At 69.2% G+C, this 19776-nt stretch carries 15 protein-coding genes; 11 read left to right on the forward strand and 4 right to left on the reverse strand.

Going from position 1 to position 19776, the window contains the following annotated elements; translation table 11 throughout:
* Nucleotides 1–33: 33 nt before the first annotated feature.
* Genes FZ025_RS17980 through traN form a run of 4 tightly spaced genes read right to left on the reverse strand, consistent with a single transcriptional unit; the run spans nucleotide 34 to nucleotide 2960 of the window.
* Nucleotides 34–1479: a conjugal transfer protein TraH gene (locus FZ025_RS17980; RefSeq protein WP_104558064.1), complete on the reverse strand. Its 1446-nt coding sequence runs from the start codon at nucleotides 1477–1479 to the stop codon at nucleotides 34–36.
* 15 nt (nucleotides 1480–1494) lie between these two features.
* Nucleotides 1495–2274, reverse strand: coding sequence for a conjugal transfer protein TraF (gene traF, locus FZ025_RS17985; protein WP_104558066.1), 780 nt, complete (start codon nucleotides 2272–2274; stop codon nucleotides 1495–1497).
* A gap of 24 nt (nucleotides 2275–2298) precedes the next feature.
* The gene (locus FZ025_RS17990; RefSeq protein ID WP_208803685.1) at nucleotides 2299–2676 is read right to left on the reverse strand and encodes a hypothetical protein; all 378 of its coding nucleotides are present in this window, start codon (nucleotides 2674–2676) and stop codon (nucleotides 2299–2301) included.
* On the reverse strand, nucleotides 2673–2960 hold the full coding sequence (gene traN, locus FZ025_RS17995; RefSeq protein WP_208803686.1) for a conjugal transfer protein TraN: 288 nt from the start codon (nucleotides 2958–2960) through the stop codon (nucleotides 2673–2675). Before traN ends, FZ025_RS17990 begins: the two co-directional genes overlap by 4 nt.
* 388 nt (nucleotides 2961–3348) lie before the next feature.
* On the opposite strand from traN, the gene rpsF reads away from it, so the two are divergent.
* The 11 genes from rpsF (at nucleotide 3349) to FZ025_RS18050 (ending at nucleotide 19587) form a co-directional block, all read left to right on the forward strand.
* Nucleotides 3349–3783, forward strand: a complete 435-nt coding sequence (gene rpsF, locus FZ025_RS18000) for a 30S ribosomal protein S6 (protein WP_003473337.1) — start codon at nucleotides 3349–3351, stop codon at nucleotides 3781–3783.
* A gap of 11 nt (nucleotides 3784–3794) precedes the next feature.
* Nucleotides 3795–4025: a 30S ribosomal protein S18 gene (rpsR, locus tag FZ025_RS18005; RefSeq protein ID WP_003473336.1), complete on the forward strand. Its 231-nt coding sequence runs from the start codon at nucleotides 3795–3797 to the stop codon at nucleotides 4023–4025.
* 225 nt (nucleotides 4026–4250) lie between these two features.
* The gene (gene rplI, locus FZ025_RS18010; RefSeq protein ID WP_046978522.1) at nucleotides 4251–4700 is read left to right on the forward strand and encodes a 50S ribosomal protein L9; all 450 of its coding nucleotides are present in this window, start codon (nucleotides 4251–4253) and stop codon (nucleotides 4698–4700) included.
* Nucleotides 4701–4927: 227 nt separating this feature from the next.
* On the forward strand, nucleotides 4928–8446 hold the full coding sequence (gene smc / locus FZ025_RS18015) for a chromosome segregation protein SMC (RefSeq protein ID WP_046978521.1): 3519 nt from the start codon (nucleotides 4928–4930) through the stop codon (nucleotides 8444–8446).
* Between the two features lie 58 nt (nucleotides 8447–8504).
* Nucleotides 8505–9245 carry a cell division protein ZipA gene (gene zipA / locus FZ025_RS18020; protein ID WP_046978520.1) on the forward strand — a complete coding sequence of 247 codons (741 nt, stop codon included), beginning with the start codon at nucleotides 8505–8507 and terminating at the stop codon, nucleotides 9243–9245.
* 313 nt (nucleotides 9246–9558) lie between these two features.
* Nucleotides 9559–12075 carry an NAD-dependent DNA ligase LigA gene (ligA, locus tag FZ025_RS18025; RefSeq protein ID WP_104558070.1) on the forward strand — a complete coding sequence of 839 codons (2517 nt, stop codon included), beginning with the start codon at nucleotides 9559–9561 and terminating at the stop codon, nucleotides 12073–12075.
* 40 nt (nucleotides 12076–12115) lie between these two features.
* Entirely contained in the window at nucleotides 12116–13075 is a 960-nt protein-coding gene (gene epmA / locus FZ025_RS18030; protein WP_046981328.1) for an EF-P lysine aminoacylase EpmA, read from the forward strand.
* Between the two features lie 139 nt (nucleotides 13076–13214).
* Nucleotides 13215–13922, forward strand: a complete 708-nt coding sequence (locus FZ025_RS18035; protein WP_046981329.1) for a DUF3011 domain-containing protein — start codon at nucleotides 13215–13217, stop codon at nucleotides 13920–13922.
* Nucleotides 13923–14075: 153 nt separating this feature from the next.
* Nucleotides 14076–15140: an S-methyl-5-thioribose-1-phosphate isomerase gene (gene mtnA, locus FZ025_RS18040; protein WP_046981330.1), complete on the forward strand. Its 1065-nt coding sequence runs from the start codon at nucleotides 14076–14078 to the stop codon at nucleotides 15138–15140.
* Nucleotides 15141–15361: 221 nt separating this feature from the next.
* Nucleotides 15362–18202, forward strand: a complete 2841-nt coding sequence (gene gyrA / locus FZ025_RS18045; protein ID WP_104558072.1) for a DNA gyrase subunit A — start codon at nucleotides 15362–15364, stop codon at nucleotides 18200–18202.
* 389 nt (nucleotides 18203–18591) lie between these two features.
* Nucleotides 18592–19587, forward strand: a complete 996-nt coding sequence (locus tag FZ025_RS18050) for an LLM class flavin-dependent oxidoreductase (RefSeq protein WP_046978193.1) — start codon at nucleotides 18592–18594, stop codon at nucleotides 19585–19587.
* The last annotated feature ends 189 nt before the right edge of the window (nucleotides 19588–19776 follow it).

A 19776-nucleotide genomic window follows, 5' to 3' on the forward strand; every position in this document is an offset into this window, starting at 1 on the left:
GCCCCCGAGGTTCCCTTGCCGGCACGACCGGGGTCAGTTCATGTAGGCGGCCTGCTGGCCGAGCATGTCGATCACCTGCTGCGGCAGGTTCGAGCGCAACTGACGCTCCAGTTGTTCAAGGTGATTGGCCACGGCGCGGAACGAGCCGACCTTCTGGTAGAGCAGGTTCTTCTCCTGCGACAGCTGCAGCAGCATGGCCTGCGCCCGCTGGCGGACTTCCTGCGCCCGTTCCCGCTGGATCTGGTCGAGCTGGAAGTCCTTGTCCAGCGCTGCCATGCCAACGCGCAAGTTGCGTTCGAGGAACACGTACGCGTAATCGGCGGCGATGACGTCGCGGTACTGCCCGATCAGGCTGTCGGTCAGGCCGGAGCCGGGAATCGTCGAACCGATCGACAGCATCTTGTAGACCGGCTCGCTGACCTGGTTGACGAAGCCGACCTCGGGTGAGGGGTTCGGGATCGGTGTGCGCGAGGCGATCTTGTCGGCGATCGAGCGCATCATCGTCTCGACCCGCTGGGTGAACGGCACGTGCTGGTAGCCGGTGTCGATCGTCACCTGGTCGCAGTCGCTGTAGTTGTTGCACTTGAGCAGGTGCTGGACGACGTTACTGCCGGAGGCCGCCTGGCCGTAGAGCAGCTGGCTGATCGAGGTCAGTGTCGGCGCCATCGGCGTCGGGTCGCGATTGTCCTCTTCCGGGTAGTAGATGACTGTGCCGACGAGGCTCATGATCAGTTCGCGCTCGGCGTCGTCCAGGTAGGACCCGGCGTGCTGCAGCGCCTTCCACGTGAGGTTTCCAACGAACGGGGCCTTGTTGCGGATGGCGGCATCGGTGGAGGCGCGGGCGCTGGACAGGATGCTCGCGCGGTTGCTGCCGCAACGCCGGCGGGCGGCGTCGCGATCGCTTTCCAAGCCCATCTCGATGGCTAGATCCGCGCAGGTTTCCTGGGTACTGAACCCCACCGATTCGGCCGCGGTGCTGACGATGGCCTTGGCGGTCTCGCAGGAGTTGATGCGGGCGTTGTTGATCCAGGTTTCCAGGCCCTTGGCCCATTTGCTCAGACCCCCAAGCAATGGCGAGACCACTTCCAGTGCGAGCTGGAAGGCGATGCCGGGCAGGGCGGCGGTGATGTTGCGCAGCATGTTCTTGAACTCCTCGGCCGAGATGTGGGAGAAGGAGCCGCCGAACACGTCGATGCCGCCGCAGCCGGCTTTCGCGCTGGGGAACTGGATGGCCGCCAGCTGATAGACCTTGTTCGGCGAGCGCATGATCAGGCTGCCGCCGGTGTAGGTGTTGTAGGCCTGCCCACGGAACGCGCCGGGGGCGGTGTAGTTCCCGATCGCCCCCAGTTCGTCGAACATCGCATTGACCTCGCTGTTCAGATCGCCGGCACGTACCTGCAACGGCAGGGCGAGCGCGAACAGGCACAGCGCGGTGCCGATGGCGATCAGGAGTTGGCGAACGATGGCGGGCAGGGGCATGGCACGCTCCTTGGGTCATTGCAGACGGGTGACTTGGCGCAGGCCCGGCAGCATCCGTTCGCTGTCGGGTGAGGCCAGGGTGGCGATGCGTTCGAGCAGTTCGGCTTCGGACAGCACGCCGAAGCCGATCGGGGTGATCCGGCCGCTGTAGGGCTGGGCGAGGAACACGGCCGGCACCTGGTCGACGTACAGAGTGGTGGCGATGCCGTTGTCGTGCCGCGCGTTCGGGAAGCCGGGCATCGGCCCGCCATCGACGCTGATCGCCAACACCTGCAACCCGTAGCGGGTTTGGAAGGCTTCCAGCGTCGGCGCGAAGGCATGGCAGTACGGGCAGTCGCTGCGGAAGAAGAACAGCAGCACGTGGTCGCGCCCCAGCTCGGTCACCGTATGGCTGCGCTCGGCGTTTTGCTGCTGCTCGTAGACCTCCAGCGCCCGGGCGTTGACCGGGCGGCCTTGCAGGGTCGGATCGAGGTTCGGATGGGTCCAGGCGACGCGCTGGGCGACGTCGGCGAAGTACGAGGCTCGCTCGATCACTTGTGCCTCCAGCTCCATATAGCGACGCACGTTGACCTCGGTGGGTCGCATGATCGCAATGTTGCGGGTGTCCTCGACCGCCTTTTGCAGGCGCTGGAAGTCGCGCAGCACGACCGATTCTGTCGAAGGCGTGGCCTTCGGAGGCTCGGCTTGCGGTGCTTCGGGTTCCGGTGCCGGATCCTCGTAGAAGTGCCAGCCCCGCCACCAAAGATTGCGCAACGGCGGACATCGGCGCCAGCGCCAGCGCCAGCGCGGCGACAAGCAGCCATCGAAGCCGACGCGGGCTCATGGCCGGATCTCCAGCGATTTCGGCGGCGAGCCGTCGAGGCAGTAGTTGATGCCGAATTCGATGGTCTGCCGTTGTGGCTGGGCAGCGCCGGGCAACAGGACGCCGTCCTGCCAGAAGGTGACGTTGAGCCGGCCGCAACCGGGCTGGATGTAGCGATGTGCCGTGGTGACATCGATGAAGATCGGGCTGCCGGACTGGAACCGGCGGCCGATCGCCTCGGCCAGCTCACCGCTGAGGCGACCATGGGCTTGTCCATCCGGGGCGCGCAGCGCCGCCAGCAGCAATGGGCGGGCGTCGGGAACCGGCACGCGTTCGGCGGCGCCGGCCGACGCCAGTCCCAGCAGCACGCTTCCGGCGAGTCCGGACAGGATCATTGGCATTGCCCCTGGCCGTAGTAGCAATTCGCGATCTGGCCAGCATTGGCGTCGCGGATCGCCTCGACATTCGGGAGCGTCGGCACGATCGAGGCATAGAACTCGCTCAGGTCCATCGCCGCGAAGTTCATCGCCTGCAACTGGGCGATGGTGAACCCGGAGCAATCCGGTGCCTTCGCTTCGCCCCAGCCCTTGCCGAACTGCTGGCGGCCCTGCTTGTTGATGATCCGCGCCAGCACGCTGTTGAAGCAGCACTTGCCCGTGGTGCGCTCGATGCAGGACACGCAGTGGCCGAGCACGCGGATGCACGACGAGCTTCACTACCGACGCCGAGCATGCGGCGGCCGCCGCGCGCTGAGCGCCGGCGTCTGGCTGGCGAAAACCGGGCGTGCGAACGCCGGGCATAGCCGGTCTAAGGTCGCCGGACCAGGGTCCAGGTCCACCAGGTCCAGGTCCCGGCGCGCGACGCCGATCGCGCATGCCATGCGCGCATGGCGTCCCGCGGCTGCGCGGCGCGCCTGTCCAGCCAGGGCCTTGCGGCTAGGCCCCCGCGCTGCCATACTTTCCGGCTTCCTGCGCCCGTCGTGGCGGGATTCCTTGCCCCACCGCACCCGTCCCGGGCCTGGCGGGGGGCTGTCCGGCCCTCGGGCCACATCCGAAAGGTATAACCACATGAGTCGTCATTACGAAATCGTGTTCCTGGTCCATCCGGACCAGAGCGAGCAGGTCCCGGCCATGATCGAGCGCTACAAGTCGCTGGTCGAGAACGGCAGCGGCACCATCCACCGCCTGGAAGACTGGGGTCGCCGCCAGCTGGCGTACCCGATCCAGAACCTAGTGAAGGCGCATTACGTCATGCTCAACATCGAAGTGGACCAGGCCATCCTCGCCGAGCTGGTCGAGAGCTTCCGCTTCAACGACGCGGTGCTGCGCCACCTGGTGATCAAGCGCGACGGCCCGGATACCGAGCAGTCGCTGATCATGAAGAGCAAGGACGAGAAGGGCGACAAGCCCGAGCGTAGCGAGCGCCGTCGCCGCGACGACGAGGAAGGCGATGCGCCTGCCGCCGCCACCGAAACCGACGGCGACGCCGCCGAAGCCGCCTAAGGAGCACTGCCATGTCCAAGTTCTTCCGTCGCCGCAAGTTCTGCAAGTTCACCGCCGAGGGCGTCAAGGAGATCGACTACAAGGATCTCAACACCCTGCGCCAGTACCTCACCGAGAACGGCAAGATCGTGCCGAGCCGCGTGACCGGCACCAAGTCCAAGTACCAGCGGCAGCTGGCCACGGCGGTCAAGCGCTCGCGGTTCCTGGCGCTGATCCCGTACACGGACAACCACGATATTTGATGTGATGGCGTCGGAAGCGCCCGCAGATCTGTGCGGGTCCTTCCGCAACAGCCCGCACCTCCAGGTGCGGGTTACTCAATGGAAGTCTGGCGATTGAAGAGTGCGGTGTTGGTTGGGGATTTTGCGATTCCCGATTCCCGATTCCCGATTCCCGGCTTCTCCTATTCGGACAGCAAACGTTGCGGGCGCCTGAAGGCGCTCGCTAACGAATAACGGAGCAACACCATGCAACTGATTCTTCTGCAGAAAGTGACCAACCTGGGCGGTCTCGGCGACAAGGTCGAGGTCAAGCCGGGCTATGGCCGCAACTACCTGGTGCCGCAGGGCAAGGCCGTGCCGGCCACCGCCGCCAACGTCGCCGAGTTCGAAGCCAAGCGCGCCGAATACGAAGCCAAGGCGCAGTCGATCCACGCCGACGCCGAGGCCCGTGCGGCCAAGCTGGAAGGCGCCAGCGTCACCGTCAAGGCCAACGCTTCGACCGAAGGCAAGCTGTACGGCTCGGTCGGCCCGCGCGACATCGCCGAGGCGTTCACCGCCGCCGGCCTGCCGCTGGAAAAGGGCGAAGTGGTGCTGGGCGAAGGCGCGTTCCGCAACATCGGCGAGTACGAGGTGCTGGTGCGCCTGCACGCCGACGTCGAGACCACGGTCAAGGTCGTGGTCGAAGCCGACGCCTGATCCACGGCGTCCATGCTGCACCGAAACGGGCGCCGCAAGGTGCCCGTTTCGTTTGCGGCCTCCGGCCCCGGCGCCCGCTGAGGCCGTTATACTCACCGGTTCGTGCCTGTTTCCTGTCCGGCGATCGTAGTCGTATCAAGGGTTTGGAAGCGGGACTTCACCTGGATATTCACTAGCGGCAGCGCGTGCCGGCCTGCCGGCCGCGCCTGCCATGGATTGCCTGCCCCATGCGCCTGTCGACCATCAAGCTGTCCGGCTTCAAGTCCTTCGTCGATCCGACCACGCTGCACCTGCCGACCAACATGACCGGCATCGTCGGTCCGAACGGCTGCGGCAAGTCGAACATCATCGACGCGGTGCGCTGGGTGATGGGCGAAAGCTCGGCCAGCCGCCTGCGCGGCGACTCGCTGACCGACGTGATCTTCTCCGGCTCCTCGGCGCGCAAGCCGGTGTCGCAGGCCACGGTGGAGCTGATCTTCGACAACGCCGACCACACCATCTCCGGCGAGTACGCCGCGTTCAATGAGATCTCGGTCAAGCGCCAGGTCAGCCGCGACGGCAGCAGCAGCTACTATCTCAACGGCACCAAGTGCCGGCGCCGCGACATCACCGACCTGTTCCTGGGCACCGGCCTGGGCCCGCGCAGCTACTCGATCATCGAGCAGGGCATGATCAGCCAGATCATCGAGGCGCGCCCGGAAGACCTGCGCGTATACCTGGAAGAGGCCGCCGGCATCTCCAAGTACAAGGAGCGGCGCAAGGAGACCGAGACTCGCATCCGCCATACCCGCGAGAACCTGGAACGCCTGGGCGACCTGCGCGAGGAGATCGGCAAGCAGCTCGAGCACCTCAAGCGCCAGGCGCGCCAGGCCGAGCAGTACCAGGCGCTGCAGGAAGAGCGCCGGGTCAAGGACGCGCAGTGGAAGGCGCTGGAATACCGTGGTCTGGACGGGCGCCTGCAAGGCCTGCGCGAGGCGCTGGGCCAGGAAGAGACGCGCCTGCAGCAGTTCATCGCCGAGCAGCGCGACGCCGAGGCGCGGATCGAGACCGGCCGCGTGCGCCGCGAGGAAGCCGCCGACGCCTTGAGCAAGGCGCAGGCCGAGGTCTACCAGGTCGGCAGCACGCTGGCGCGCATCGAGCAGCAGATCCAGCACCAGCGCGACCTGTCGCAGCGCCTGCACAAGGCGCGCGACGAAGCGCAGCTGGCGCTGGCCGAACTCGGCCAGCACATCAGCGGCGACGAGGCCAAGCTGGCGCTGCTGCGCGAATCGGTGGACATCGCCGGGCCGCAGCTGGAGCAGTTGCAGGAAGACAACGACTACAAGCAGGAAGCGCTGCGCGAGGCCGAGACCAGACTGGCCGACTGGCAGCAGCGCTGGGAAGCGCACCAGCGCTACACCGCCGAGGCCTCGCGCGCCGGCGAAGTGGAGCGCACCCGCGTCGATTACCTGGACCGGCAGTCGCTGGAGGCCGAGCGCCGCCGCGAAGCGCTGGCCGCCGAGCGCGCCGGGCTGGATCTGGACGCGCTGGCCGCCGCGTTCGAACAGGTGGAGCTGCAGCACGAGACGCAGCGCGCCGCGCTGGACGGGCTCAACGAACAGGTCGAAACCCGCAAGCAGGCGCTGACCGCGTTGCAGGAACAGCAGCGCGGCGCGCAGGCGGAACTGGCCGAGGTACGCAAGCAGGCGCAGGCCGCGCGCGGCCGGCTGTCGTCGCTGGAAACCCTGCAGCAGGCCGCGCTCGGCCAGGAGCAGGGCGCCGCGGTGGCCTGGCTGCAGGCGCGCGGGCTGGATGCGGCGGCGCGCGTGGGCGAGCGCATCAGCGTCGAGAGCGGCTGGGAAAACGCGGTCGAAGGCGCGCTCGGGCAGTTGATCGAGGGCGTGCTGGTCGCTGCGCCGGGCAATTCCATCGCCAGCGAGCTGGTCGATGCGCTGGGCGAACTCGGCGAGGGCCGCATCGCCCTGGTCGGCAATGGCGAAGCGGCCGGCAACTTCGCGCCGACCTCGCTGGCGGCCAAGGTGCAGGGTCCGATCGCGATCCGCCGGCTGCTGTCGCGGCTGCACGCGGCCGAGGACCTTGCCGCCGCGCGCGCCTTGCTGCCGCAACTGGGCGAGGGCGACTCGATCGTCACCCGCGACGGCGCGCGCCTGGGCGAGGGCTGGCTGCGCGTGTCGCGCTCCGGCGCGGCCAAGCAGGGCGCCTTGCTGCGCGAGCGCGAGATCCAGGCGCTGCGCGGCCAGATCGACGCGCTGCAGGACCGCGAAGCCGAGCTGGACCAGCGCCTGGCGAGCCTGCGCGAGCAATCGCTGGCCGCCGAGCAGCAGCGCGAGGACGCACAGCGCCAGCTGTACCAGGCGCACCGCAGCGTGTCCGAACTGGCCGGGCAGTTGCAGAGCCAGCAGGGCAAGGTGGATGCCGCGCGCACCCGCATCGAGCGCATCGAGACGGAAATCGCGCAGCTGCTGGAAACCCTGGACAGCAGCCGCGAGCAGGCGCGCGAGGCGCGCTCCAAGCTGGAAGACGCGGTCACCAGCATGGGCGACCTGGAAACCACCCGGCACACGTTGGAAAGCGAACGCCGCCAGCTCACCGAAGCGCGCGACCTGGCCCGCGATGCCGCGCGCCGGGTGCGCGAGGCCGCGCATGCGCTGGCCCTGACCCTGGAATCGCAACGCACGCAGATCGCCTCGCTGAGCCAGGCGCTGGAGCGCATGGGCAACCAGCGCGGGCAACTGGATTCGCGCCTGGGCGAACTCAGCGCGCAACTGAGCGAAGGCGATTCGCCGGTGCATGCGCTGGAAGCCGAGCACCAGGCCGCATTGAGCGAACGCGTGCGCAGCGACCGCGTGCTCGGCGAGGCGCGCGCACTGCTGGACGGCATCGACAACGAATTGCGCGGCCTGGAACAGACCCGCCAGCAGCGCGACGAACAGGCCCTGGCGCAGCGCGAGCGCATCGCCCAGCGCCGCCTCGACCAGCAGGCGCTGGTGCTCAGCGCCGAGCAGCTGTCGGCGGCGGTGGTCAAGGCCGGCTTCGTGCTCGAGGACGTGATCAACGGCCTGCCCGAACAGGCCGATCCGGCCGAATGGGAACAGGCGGTGCAGCAGATCGACGGACGCATGCGCCGCCTGGAGCCGGTCAACCTGGCCGCGATCAGCGAATACGGCGAGGCCGCGCAGCGCGCCGAATACCTGGAAGCGCAGGACATCGATCTGAACACCGCGCTGGAAACCCTGGAGGACGCGATCCGCAAGATCGACCGCGAGACCCGCGGCCGCTTCAAGGACACCTTCGACCGGGTCAATGCCGGCGTGCAGGCGCTGTATCCGCGCCTGTTCGGCGGCGGCCACGCCTATCTGGAACTGACCGGCGAAGACCTGCTCGACACCGGCGTGGCGATCATGGCGCGCCCGCCGGGCAAGCGCGTGTCCAGCATCTCGCTGCTGTCCGGCGGCGAGAAGGCGATGACCGCGGTGGCGCTGGTGTTCGCGATCTTCCAGCTCAACCCGGCGCCGTTCTGCCTGCTCGACGAGGTCGACGCGCCGCTGGACGAAGCCAACGTCGGCCGCCTGGCGGCGATGGTCAAGGAAATGAGCGAGAAGGTGCAGTTCCTGTTCGTCAGCCACAACAAGGCGACGATGGAAGCGGCGCACCAGCTCAGCGGCGTCACCATGCGCGAGCCGGGCGTCAGCCGCCTGGTCAGCGTGGATCTCGAGGAAGCCGCGCGTTTGGCGGGCGCGGCCTGACGTGACATGCTAAATACCGTGTCTTCCCCCTACGCACCCCTGCCGGAGTAACCCCGCAATGTCCGACATGGCAATGCTGCGCATCGGCATCCTCGCCGCCGGTCTGCTGCTGATCGCGGCGATCTTCCTGTTCGGCCGCCCGAAGAAACCGACCCAGGGCCGGCGCGTGGAACCGGCCGACCCGGCCGCGCCGCGGCGCGAGCCCTCGCTCGGCGATGCCGCGGTTGCCGCCGACGGCGACGCGATCGCCGCGCCCGACCAGGACGGCGTCCTCGGCGGCCAACCCGAACTGGGCCTGTCCGCCGCCGAGGCGGCCAATGCCGAACTCGGCAAGCGGCCGAGCCAGGACTTCGACAAGATCGTCTCGCTGTACGTCGCCGCGCGCGCCGGCCAGGTGCTGCGCGGCGAGGACATCGTCGTCGCCGCCGAGAAGACCGGGCTGGTGTTCGGCCACATGAGCGTGTTCCACCGCCTGGTCGAAGGCCATCCCGAGCGCGGCCCGATCTTCAGCATGGCCAGCATCATGAAGCCGGGCAGTTTCGACATGGCCCACATCCGCGAGATGGAGACCCCGGCGATCGCGTTCTTCCTGACCCTGCCGGCGCCGCTGACCGCGCTCGACGCCTGGGAAAAGATGCTGCCGACCGTGCAGCGCATGGGCGAACTGCTCGACGGCGTGGTCCTGGACGACAGCCGCAACGCGCTCGGCCGCCAGCGCATCGCCCACATCCGCGACGACCTGCGCGCCTACGACCGCCAGCACCAGGCGCCGCCGTTGACCAAGGCGCCGCGCTGGTAGTTGGGGTGAGCTCGGGACCGGGGATTCGGGGGATGGCCGCGAGTGCGCTGCATCTTTGCTCTCTGTAGGAGGGGCTTCGGCCCCGAGGCCTTCCCGGCAAAGCGTCGGGGCTGAAGCGTCTCCTACAGAAAAGCGCTGTGCTGGGATGGCAGGAAGGCCGCTTTTTTTCTTCAAAAAACTGGCACTTTTTTCGTCAAATCGCTTGACAGCGCTGTCCCCCGGGACGGCATCCTGCCGTCCCGCGTCCGCATTTCCCGTTGCCAGGCACCCAGTTACTATCGCTCCCCTCTCCGTTACCAGGCTCCGGCCGCGCATGACCGCTCCATCCGAACTCCAGCAGCGCGTTGCCGCGTTGCGCCAGCGCATCGAAGACGCCAACGACCGCTACTACGTGCACGACGATCCGTCGATCACCGATGCCGAGTACGACGCGCTGATGCGCGAGCTGGAGGCGCTGGAAGCCGAACACCCGCAGCTGGCGCGCGCCGACTCGCCGACCCGCAGCGTCGGCGCGCGGCCGGACGGCGGCTTCCCGGAAGTGCGCCACGCGATCCCGATGCTGTCGCTGGCCAATGCGTTCGAGACGCCGGGCGTGGCCGACGCCGCCGACGACCGCACCCGCTTCGCCGAGGTCGCCGATTTCGAGCGGCGCATCGAGCGCGAACTGGAGCTGGCCGCGCCGGTATTCTCGGTCGAGCCCAAGCTCGACGGTCTGGCGATCAGCCTGCGCTACGAAGACGGCGTGTTCGTGCAGGGCGCCACCCGCGGCGACGGCAGCACCGGCGAGGACGTCACCGCCAACCTGCGCCAGGTGCGCTCGGTGCCGTTGAAGCTGCGCGACCTCGGCACGCCGTTTCCGGTGGTGCTGGAGGTGCGCGGCGAGATCTACATGCCGCGCGCCGCCTTCGCCGCCTGGAACGCCAAGGCGCTGGAGCGCAACGAGAAGCTGCTCGCCAACCCGCGCAACGGCGCCGCCGGTTCGCTGCGCCAGCTCGATCCGGCGGTCACCCGGCGGCGGCCGCTGGCGTTCTTCGCCTATTCGGTCGGCGAGGTGCGCGGCCTGGAACTGCCCGAGACCCATTCGCAGACCCTGGCGCTGCTGCGCCGCTTCGGCTTCCCGGTGGCGCCCGAGGTCGCCACGGCCACCGGTTTCGACGGTCTGATCGCGTATTTCCGCCAGATCGGCGCCAGGCGCGACGCGCTGCGGTACGACATCGACGGCGTGGTCTACAAGCTCGACGACTACGACCAGCAGGCCGCGATGGGCTTCGTCTCGCGCGCGCCGCGCTGGGCGCTGGCGCACAAGTTCCCGGCGCAGGAACAGTCCACCGTGCTGCGCGCGATCGAAGTGCAGATCGGCCGCACCGGCGCGGTCACCCCGGTGGCGCGGCTGGAGCCGGTGCAGGTCGCCGGCGTCACCGTCACCAACGCGACCTTGCACAACGCCGACCAGATCGCGCGGCTGGATGCGCGCGAAGGCGACACCGTCATCGTGCGCCGCGCCGGCGACGTGATTCCCGAAGTGGTGCGGGTCATCGAAGAGCGCCGCCCGGCCGGCACGGTGCCGTGGACGATGCCGGCCGCGTGCCCGGTGTGCGGCTCGCACATCGTGCGCGAAGAGGACGCGGTGGCCTGGCGCTGCAGCGGCGGGCTGGCCTGCGCCGCGCAGCGCAAGGAGGCCGTGCGCCATTTTGCCTCGCGCCGGGCCATGGACATCGAGGGCCTGGGCGATCGCCAGGCCGATGCGCTGGTCGAGTTCGGCTTCGTGCATTCGCTGGCCGATCTGTACGCGCTCAGCGTCGAAGACCTGGTGCGGATGAAGGCGGCGCTGGACGCGGCGACCGCGGTCGATCTGGCCCAGGCCGTGGCCGACAGCAAGGGCGCGCTGCTGCTGGATACGCAAGGGCAGGCGTTGCTGGCGCAGGACGCGCCGGACTGGAAGCGCGCCGAATTCCTGCGCGCGCACCTGGCGGTGGATCTCGGCGGCAAGCTGGCGACGAAGTGGGCCGAGAACCTGGTTGCCGGCATCGCCGCCAGCCGCGCCACCACGTTGCCGCGCTTCCTGTTCGCGCTCGGCATTCCGCAGCTGGGCGAGACCACTGCCAAGGCGCTCGCCTACTGGCTGGGATCGCTGGACTTCGTGCGCGCCACGCCGGCGGTGCTGCTGCAGGCGCTGCCCGATATCGGTGGCGAGGTCGCGCGCTCGATCGCAACGTTCTTCGAACAACCCGGCAACGCCGCCGTGGTCGATGCGCTGGTCCAGGCCGGCATCCGCTTCGCCGACGAGGGCCGGCCGCCGGCGCAACTGCGCGAGCGACTCGACCTGGCGCATCTGCTGGCGACGCTGCCGGTGGACAAGCTCGGCGGCAAGAGCGCGCAGCGGCTGGCCGCGACCTACGCCACGCTCGAGGCGCTGCTGCGCGCCAACGAAAGCGGCTGGGCCGGCGCCGGGCTGTCGGCGGCCGGCGCGGCCAACCTGGCCGCCTACCTGGCCGATGACGCGAAAGTGCAGGCCTTGCGCCAGGCCGATGCGGCGATGCGGCGCCTGCTGGATGCGGCGCCAGCGCAGGCCGAGCGCCGCGCCGCGCCGCTGGACGGGCAGACCGTGGTGCTGACCGGGACGTTGCAGCAACTCAGCCGCGACGCGGCCAAGGCGCGGCTGGAGGCGCTGGGCGCGAAGGTCGCCGGCAGCGTGTCGAAGAAGACCAGCTTCGTCGTCGCCGGCGCCGAGGCCGGCTCCAAGCTGGACAAGGCGCAGGAGCTGGGCATTGCGGTGTGGGACGAAGCGCGGCTGCTGGTGCTGCTCGGCGCGCACGAGGGGCAGGAATGAGCCGCCTGCACGCATCGCGCTGGTCCTGCGGATCGCCGCGATGAGCGACGCCGTGGACATCGCCGCGCTGCGCCTGCGCGCCGCGCTCAACGCGCGCATCCGTGCCTTCTTCGCCGCGCGCGACGTGCTCGAGGTGGAGACGCCGATGCTGTCGGCGGCCGGCAACACCGAACCCAACATCGACAGTTTCCAGACCCGCTTCAGCGGCCACGTCGATGCTGGCCCGTCGCTGCGCTGGCTGCGCACCTCGCCCGAATATCCGCTGAAACGGCTGCTGGCCGCCGGCGTCGGCGACTGCTACGAGCTGGGCCGGGTGTTCCGCAACGGCGAGGCCGGCGGCCGCCACAATCCAGAGTTCAGCATGCTGGAGTGGTACCGGGTCGGCTGGAATCATCTGCAGCTGGTGGACGAGGCCGTGGCGCTGGTGCGCGAGGCGCTGGCGCTGGTCGCGCGCACGGCGACGCTGCACGTGGTCACCTATCGGCAACTGTTCCTGGATATGCTGGGCCTGGATCCGTTGCTGGCGCCGCTGGAGGCGCTGCAACAGCCATTGCGCGAGGTTCGCATCGACGCTGCAGGGCTGACCCGCGACGACTGGCTCGACCTGCTGATGAGCCATCGCCTGCAATCGGCATTCCCGGCCGATCGCATCACCGTGGTCCACGACTGGCCGGCCACGCAGTGCGCGCTGGCGCGCATCCGCGACGCGCAGCCGCCGCTGGCCGAGCGCTTCGAGCTGTACCTGGGCGGCTACGAGCTGGCCAACGGCTACCACGAACTCAACGACGCCGCCGAACAGCGCCGCCGCTTCCTGCGCGATCACGCGCTGCGCCGTGCGCGCGGCGCGCCGCTGCCGCCGCTGGACGAGCATTTGCTGCAGGCCTTGCCGGCGCTGCCCGATTGCGCCGGCGTCGCCGTCGGCGTGGATCGCTTGCTGATGGCGATGCGCGGTACCGCGCTGATCGGCGATGTGCTCGCCTACGATTTCGCGCACGCCTGAACCGTGCGGCGTTCATGCAGCGTCTTCTTGCTTTGTCGACACCGATGATGGTTTGATCCAGCCGAGCATGCGCTCGAGGCGCGACGTGGATGTAGTGGTCTTGGTTGTTCAGGTTCTACGCACGGGGGCAGCGCCAAGCATGAAGTGGTCGTACGGGCTCGGTGGCTGGTGTTGGCTGGGGTTGGCGGTATCCGCATGGCCGGCGGCGACGCTGGCGCAGGTGCCCGACGCGTATGCGGCCGCGGTGGTGCGCTGCGAATCGCGCGACATGAGCTGGGTGCATTGCCCGATGCCGACCGAGCAGGGCGTGGAACTGGTCCGGCAACTGTCCGACAACGACTGCGTCCGCGGCAGCGAATGGGGCTCGGACGGCAGCGGGGTGTGGGTGACGCTGGGCTGCCGCGCCGAGTTCCGTTCCAATCCGCCGCAGCCCACGCGCAGCGCGATGCGCCGCGTGCTGCGCTGCGAATCAGACGGCCGGGTCGAAAGCTGTCCGGTGATGCTGCGCGGCGCGCCGGTGCGGCTGATGCGCCAGCTGTCCTCGGTGCCGTGCCGCGAGGAGCGCAGCTGGGGCGTGCGCCGCAACGAGATCTGGGTATCGCGCGGCTGCCGCGGCGAGTTCGAGATCGGCGCCAGCGACGGGTCCGGCTTTCCGGCCGGCGCGCGTCCGGTGCTGTGCGAATCCAAGGGCCGTTCGCGGCGCCGCTGCGGAGTCAGTATCCACACCGGCGTGCAGCTGCGCCGGCAGCTGTCCGGCACCGCCTGCGTGCAGGACGACAGCTGGGGCTGGGATCGCGACGGCATCTGGGTGGACAAGGGCTGCCGCGCGGAATTCAGCGTCAACTGAGCGCCGCAGCCACCGCGCGCCGACGCTGCGGCAGACGCCAGCCAGGCGAGAGGCGAGGGCCTACAACCGCCGCCGCGCCGCATTTGCGAATCCCCGCTTTTCCACAGCCGTATGGCTGGTCATCCCCCATCCCGCACCGTTTACAATACTGCGATGAACGCCGCCCTCGCTATCGATTACGCCCGCTACGACCATATCCGCCCGATCCGGTGGACCGGCGAGGCGCTGGAGCTGCTGGACCAGCGCAAGCTGCCGTTCGTGGTCGAGCACCTGCAGTGCCGCGACAGCGACCAGGTCGCCGCGGCGATCCACACCCTGGCGGTGCGCGGCGCGCCGGCGATCGGCATCGCCGCCGGTTGGGGCGTGGTGCTGGCCGCGCGCGCGATCCAGGCCGACGACGGCGCGCAGGCGTTGGCCAAGCTGGAGCCGGCACTGCAGCGGCTCAAGGCGGCGCGGCCGACCGCGGTCAACCTGGCCTGGGCACTGCTGCGCATGCGCAAGACGCTGGCCGCGGCCGGTGCCGACTGGCGCCAGGCGATCGCGCGGCAGGCGCAGGCGATCGCCGAGGAAGACCTGGCCGCCAACCGCCACATGGGCGCGCTCGGCGCCGCCCTGATCGCGCCCGGCAGCGGCGTGCTGACCCATTGCAACACCGGTTCGCTGGCCACCGCCGGCTTCGGCACCGCGCTGGGCGTGATCCGCGCCGGCATGGCCCAGGGCCGCATCGCCAAGGTGTTCGCCGGCGAGACCCGGCCATGGCTGCAGGGCGCGCGGCTGACCGTGTGGGAACTGCAGCAGGACGGCATCGAGGCGACCCTGATCGCCGATTCGGCCGCGGCGCACCTGATGAAGACCGGTGCGGTGCAGTGGGTGATCGTCGGTGCCGACCGCATCTGCGCCAACGGCGACACCGCCAACAAGATCGGCACCTACCAGCTGGCGATCGCCGCGCGCCACCACGGCGTCAGGTTCATGGTGGTGGCGCCGTCGTCGACCGTGGACATGGACAGCGCCGACGGCGCGCAGATCGAGATCGAGCAGCGCGACCCGGGCGAGCTGTTCGGCGTGGGCGGGGTGCGCACCGTGGCCGAGGGCATCGCCGCCTGGAACCCGGTGTTCGACGTGACCCCGGCCGCGCTGATCGATGCCATCGTCACCGAGCGCGGGGTGATCGAGCGTCCGGATCCGGCGCGCATGCGCGCCGCGTTCGGCGGCTGAGCCGCGGCAACCGCGCCAGAGGCCCAGCACGGCCCTGCACGGCCCCGCAAATCCACGCAAGTGCTTGTTCGGGCCGGCAAAAATCGGGCATTCGCACGCCTGTCATGATAGAATCCGGCGGTTCGATCGACCGCTGTGCGCCGTAGGTTTCCGGTGCCGGCAGGCCCGCTTGCCGCGGGCCGGCGTCCTGGTCGATTAGCCACCAGACTTACGGAACCCGAATGGCAGAATCCGCCAAGGAAATCATCCAGGTCAACCTGGAAGACGAGATGCGCAAGAGCTACCTCGATTACGCGATGAGCGTGATCGTGGGGCGTGCCCTCCCGGATGCGCGCGACGGCCTCAAGCCGGTGCATCGCCGCGTGTTGTTCGCGATGAACGAGCTGGGCGCGCACAGCAACAAGCCCTACTACAAGTCGGCGCGTATCGTCGGCGACGTCATCGGCAAGTACCACCCGCACGGCGACCAGTCGGTGTACGACACGCTGGTGCGCATGGCGCAGCCGTTCTCGCTGCGCTACCTGATGGTGGACGGGCAGGGCAACTTCGGCTCGGTCGACGGCGACTCCGCGGCGGCGATGCGCTACACCGAGGCGCGCATGTCGCGCCTGGCCCACGAAATGATGGCCGACATCGACAAGGAAACCGTCGATTTCCAGCCCAACTACGACGAGAAGGAACTGGAGCCGACGGTCATGCCGACCCGGTTTCCGAGCCTGCTGGTCAACGGCTCGGCCGGCATCGCGGTGGGCATGGCGACCAACATCCCGCCGCACAACCTGACCGAATCGATCAACGCCTGCCTGGCGCTGATCGACAATCCGCAGATCGACGTCGACGGGTTGATGGAATACATCCCCGGCCCGGATTTCCCCACCGCCGGCATCGTCAACGGCACCAGCGGCATCGTCGCCGGCTACCGCACCGGCCGCGGCCGGGTGCGCATGCGCGCCAAGGCCGAGATCGAGATCCAGGACAACGGCCGCGAGGCGATCGTGGTCAACGAGATCCCGTACCAGGTCAACAAGGCGCGGCTGATCGAGAAGATCGCCGAGCTGGTCAAGGAAAAGAAGCTCGAAGGCATCAGCGAATTGCGCGACGAGTCCGACAAGGACGGCATGCGCATCTACATCGAGATCAAGCGCGGCGAAGCCGCCGATGTGGTGCTGAACAACCTGTACCAGCAGACCCAGATGGAGTCGGTGTTCGGCATCAACATGGTGGCGCTGGTCGATGGCCGCCCGCAGCTGATGAACCTCAAGCAGATGCTGGAGGCGTTCATCCGCCACCGCCGCGAGGTGGTCACCCGCCGCACCATCTTCGAACTGCGCAAGGCGCGCGCGCGCGCGCACATCTTGGAAGGTTTGACCGTCGCGCTCGCCAACATCGACGAGATGATCGAGCTGATCAAGACCTCGGCCAACCCGACCGAAGCGCGCGAGCGCATGCTGGCCAGGCGCTGGGATGCGGGCCTGGTCGGCGCGCTGCTCGGCGCCGCCGGCGCCGATGCCTCGCAGCCGGAAGACCTGCCGGCCGGGGTCGGCCTGCTCGCCGACGGCTACCAGCTGACCGAAGTGCAGGCCACGCAGATCCTGGAAATGCGCCTGCATCGCCTGACCGGGCTGGAGCAGGAGCGGCTGACCGAGGAATACAAGCAGCTGCTGGAAGCGATCGCCGGGCTGATCCGGATCCTGGAAAACCCCGACGTGCTGTTGCAGGTGATCCGCGAGGAGCTGCTCAGCATTCGCGAGGAATACGGCGATGCGCGCCGCACCGAGATCCGCCACAGCGAGGAAGACCTCGACATCCTCGACCTGATCGCGCCGGAAGACGTGGTGGTGACGCTGTCGCATGCCGGCTACGCCAAGCGCCAGCCGGTCAGCGCCTACCGCGCGCAGCGCCGCGGCGGCCGCGGCCGCAGCGCGGCGGCGACCAAGGAAGAGGATTTCATCGACCAGCTGTGGCTGGTCAACACCCACGACACGCTGCTGACCTTCACCAGCAGCGGCAAGGTGTTCTGGCTGCCGGTGTACCAGCTGCCGGAGGCCGGCCCGAATGCGCGCGGGCGCCCGATCATCAACTGGATCCCGCTGGAGAACGGCGAGCGCGTGCAGGCGGTGCTGCCGGTGCGCGACTATGCCGGCGGCCGCTACGTGTTCTTCGCCACCCGCAACGGCATGGTCAAGAAGACCCCGCTCAGCGAATTCGCGTTCCAGCGCAAGATCGGCAAGATCGCGATCAACCTCGACGAGGGCGACGCCCTGGTCGGCGTGGCGCTGACCGACGGCGAGCGCGATGTGCTGCTGTTCGCCTCCAACGGCAAGACCGTGCGCTTCTCCGAGCGGCCCAAGGACGATGAAGCCGAGGACGGCGCCATCGACGAGGGTGCCGGCGACGACGGCGTGGACGAGGACGCCGCGCTGGCCGATGTGGCCGAGGACGGCGACGACGCGCGCAGCCCGCGCCGCAAGAGCCGTGGCGGGGTCAAACCGACCGGCCGCAGCAGCCGCGGCGTGCGCGGCATCCGCCTGGCCAAGAGCGAATACGTGGTCAGCCTGATCGTGGCCGAGCCGGCCGAGGGCCAGGACGAGGACGCCGAGGACGTCGAGCCGGCGCTGGAGGCGGACGCCGACGCCGATGCCGAAGGCGTGCTGCGCAACGGCGACGAGCCCGATGCCTACATCCTCACCGCCACCGAGAACGGCTACGGCAAGCGCACCCCGCTGGCCGAGTACCCGCGCAAGGGCCGCGGCACGCAGGGCGTGATCGGCATCCAGACCAGCGGGCGCAACGGCAAGCTGGTCGGCGCGGTGCTGTTGAGCACCCGCGACGAGGTGCTGCTGATCTCCGATGGCGGCACCCTGGTGCGCACCCGCGCCTCGGAAATCTCCCGTGTCGGCCGCAACACCCAGGGCGTGACCCTGATCCGCCTGTCCAAGGGCGAGAAGTTGCAGGCGGTGGAACGGCTGGACGGGTCGCTGGTCGAGGAAGAGCCGATCGAGCCGATCGCGGGCCAGGATGGCAGCGTCGAGGCCGTCAACGCGCTGCCGCCGGAAAGCTGATCGCGCGCGCGAGGCATACGACGACGCCGGCGCAATGCCGGCGTCGTCGTTTCTGGCGCGGCGAGGGTGCGGCAATGTCGACGCCGCCCGTGCAATGAAGGCATGCATGCCATGCCGTAGGTCTGGCCTGCGGCGCCCGCAATGGAGAGTCCGCACGCGGAATCAAGCCCCTCTCCCCCCGGCGACCGAAGGAAGTCCTTGTGGGAGAGGGGTTGGGTGAGGGTACGGCATGGGGTGAGGGTACGGCAGCACGCCACCCATCCCGGCGCAGGAATGCCCACCAGGCCCGCTACCGCCGCCATCGCAAATCAGCGTTCCGGCGCCGGCCGCTGCAATCGACGCTCCGCGCCCCCAGTTCGAACCTGTCGCTTTGCAGGAACCCGCTCTCCATGACGCCGATCTCCATCCTCGATCTCGCCCCGGTCTGCGAAGGCAGCGATACCGCGCAGGCCTTCGCCAACATGCTGGACCTGGCGCAGCACGCCGAGCGCTGGGGCTATCACCGCTACTGGCTGGCCGAGCACCACAACATGCCCGGCATCGCCAGTGCCGCCACCGCGGTGCTGATCGGGCATGTGGCCGGCGGTACCCGCCGGATCCGGGTCGGCGCTGGCGGCATCATGCTGCCCAACCACGCGCCGCTGCAGGTGGCCGAGCAGTTCGGCACCCTGGCCTCGCTGTATCCGGGGCGCATCGACCTGGGCCTGGGCCGCGCGCCCGGCACCGACCAGGCCACGGCGCACGCCTTGCGCCGCTATTTCGACAGCGCCGACCAGTTCCCGCACGACGTCGCCGAGCTGCTGCGCTATTTCGAGCCGGCCGAACCCGGCCAGCTGGTGCGCGCGGTGCCCGGCGCCGGCATCGAGGTGCCGGTGTGGCTGCTCGGCTCCAGCCTGTTCAGCGCGCGCCTGGCGGCGACGCTGGGGCTGCCGTTCGCATTCGCCTCGCACTTCGCCCCGGATGCGATGGACGAGGCGTTGGCGCTCTACCGGCGCGAGTTCCGTCCCTCGGCACGGCTGCGCGATGCATACGCGGTGCTGGCGCTGAATGTGGTCGGCGCCGAGTCCAGCGCCGCCGCGCGGCGTCTGTTCACCACCCAGCAGCAGAGCTTCGTCAACCTGCGCCGCGGCCGCCCGGGCCTGATCCCGCCGCCGATCGACGACATCGAGGCGTTCTGGCAGCCGCACGAGAAGGCCGGCGTGGAGCGCGCGCTGGCCTGCAGCGTGCTCGGCGATGCGGCCGAGGTCGCGCGCGGCATGGCGGACTTCGTCGCCCGCCACCGGCCCGACGAGCTGCTGCTGACCGCCAACATCCACGACCACGCGGCGCGGCTGCGCTCCTTCGCGATCGCCGCCGAGGCCTGGACCCAGGCCGTGGCCGCCTAGGCATCGGCCCGCGCAACCGCATCCCCGCCGCTGCGTTCGCGACGCGCATGGGCTGCGCTACTGCGGCGCGGCGCGTAGACGGGTCGCGCCATCAGGCCGCGCCATGCCGCCGGTTTTTCGCTTGGTCTTGCTTGCGCCTGGGCTCGGATCGGATGTCTGCAGCGCACGCCATACGACAACCGACAACCG

Origin of the sequence: Xanthomonas hyacinthi (assembly GCF_009769165.1) — a bacterium.
Taxonomy (GTDB): Bacteria; Pseudomonadota; Gammaproteobacteria; order Xanthomonadales; family Xanthomonadaceae; genus Xanthomonas_A; species Xanthomonas_A hyacinthi.

Excerpts from the sequence above, each read along its gene's own strand:
- FZ025_RS17980 (WP_104558064.1), bottom strand. The coding sequence starts at position 1,479 with ATGCCCCTGCCCGCCATCGTTCGCCAACTCCTGATCGCCATCGGCACC.
- FZ025_RS17990 (WP_208803685.1), bottom strand. The coding sequence starts at position 2,676 with ATGATCCTGTCCGGACTCGCCGGAAGCGTGCTGCTGGGACTGGCGTCG.
- rpsF (WP_003473337.1), top strand. The coding sequence starts at position 3,349 with ATGAGTCGTCATTACGAAATCGTGTTCCTGGTCCATCCGGACCAGAGC.
- rpsR (WP_003473336.1), top strand. The coding sequence starts at position 3,795 with ATGTCCAAGTTCTTCCGTCGCCGCAAGTTCTGCAAGTTCACCGCCGAG.
- rplI (WP_046978522.1), top strand. The coding sequence starts at position 4,251 with ATGCAACTGATTCTTCTGCAGAAAGTGACCAACCTGGGCGGTCTCGGC.
- smc (WP_046978521.1), top strand. The coding sequence starts at position 4,928 with ATGCGCCTGTCGACCATCAAGCTGTCCGGCTTCAAGTCCTTCGTCGAT.
- zipA (WP_046978520.1), top strand. The coding sequence starts at position 8,505 with ATGTCCGACATGGCAATGCTGCGCATCGGCATCCTCGCCGCCGGTCTG.
- ligA (WP_104558070.1), top strand. The coding sequence starts at position 9,559 with ATGACCGCTCCATCCGAACTCCAGCAGCGCGTTGCCGCGTTGCGCCAG.
- epmA (WP_046981328.1), top strand. The coding sequence starts at position 12,116 with ATGAGCGACGCCGTGGACATCGCCGCGCTGCGCCTGCGCGCCGCGCTC.
- FZ025_RS18035 (WP_046981329.1), top strand. The coding sequence starts at position 13,215 with ATGAAGTGGTCGTACGGGCTCGGTGGCTGGTGTTGGCTGGGGTTGGCG.
- mtnA (WP_046981330.1), top strand. The coding sequence starts at position 14,076 with ATGAACGCCGCCCTCGCTATCGATTACGCCCGCTACGACCATATCCGC.
- gyrA (WP_104558072.1), top strand. The coding sequence starts at position 15,362 with ATGGCAGAATCCGCCAAGGAAATCATCCAGGTCAACCTGGAAGACGAG.
- FZ025_RS18050 (WP_046978193.1), top strand. The coding sequence starts at position 18,592 with ATGACGCCGATCTCCATCCTCGATCTCGCCCCGGTCTGCGAAGGCAGC.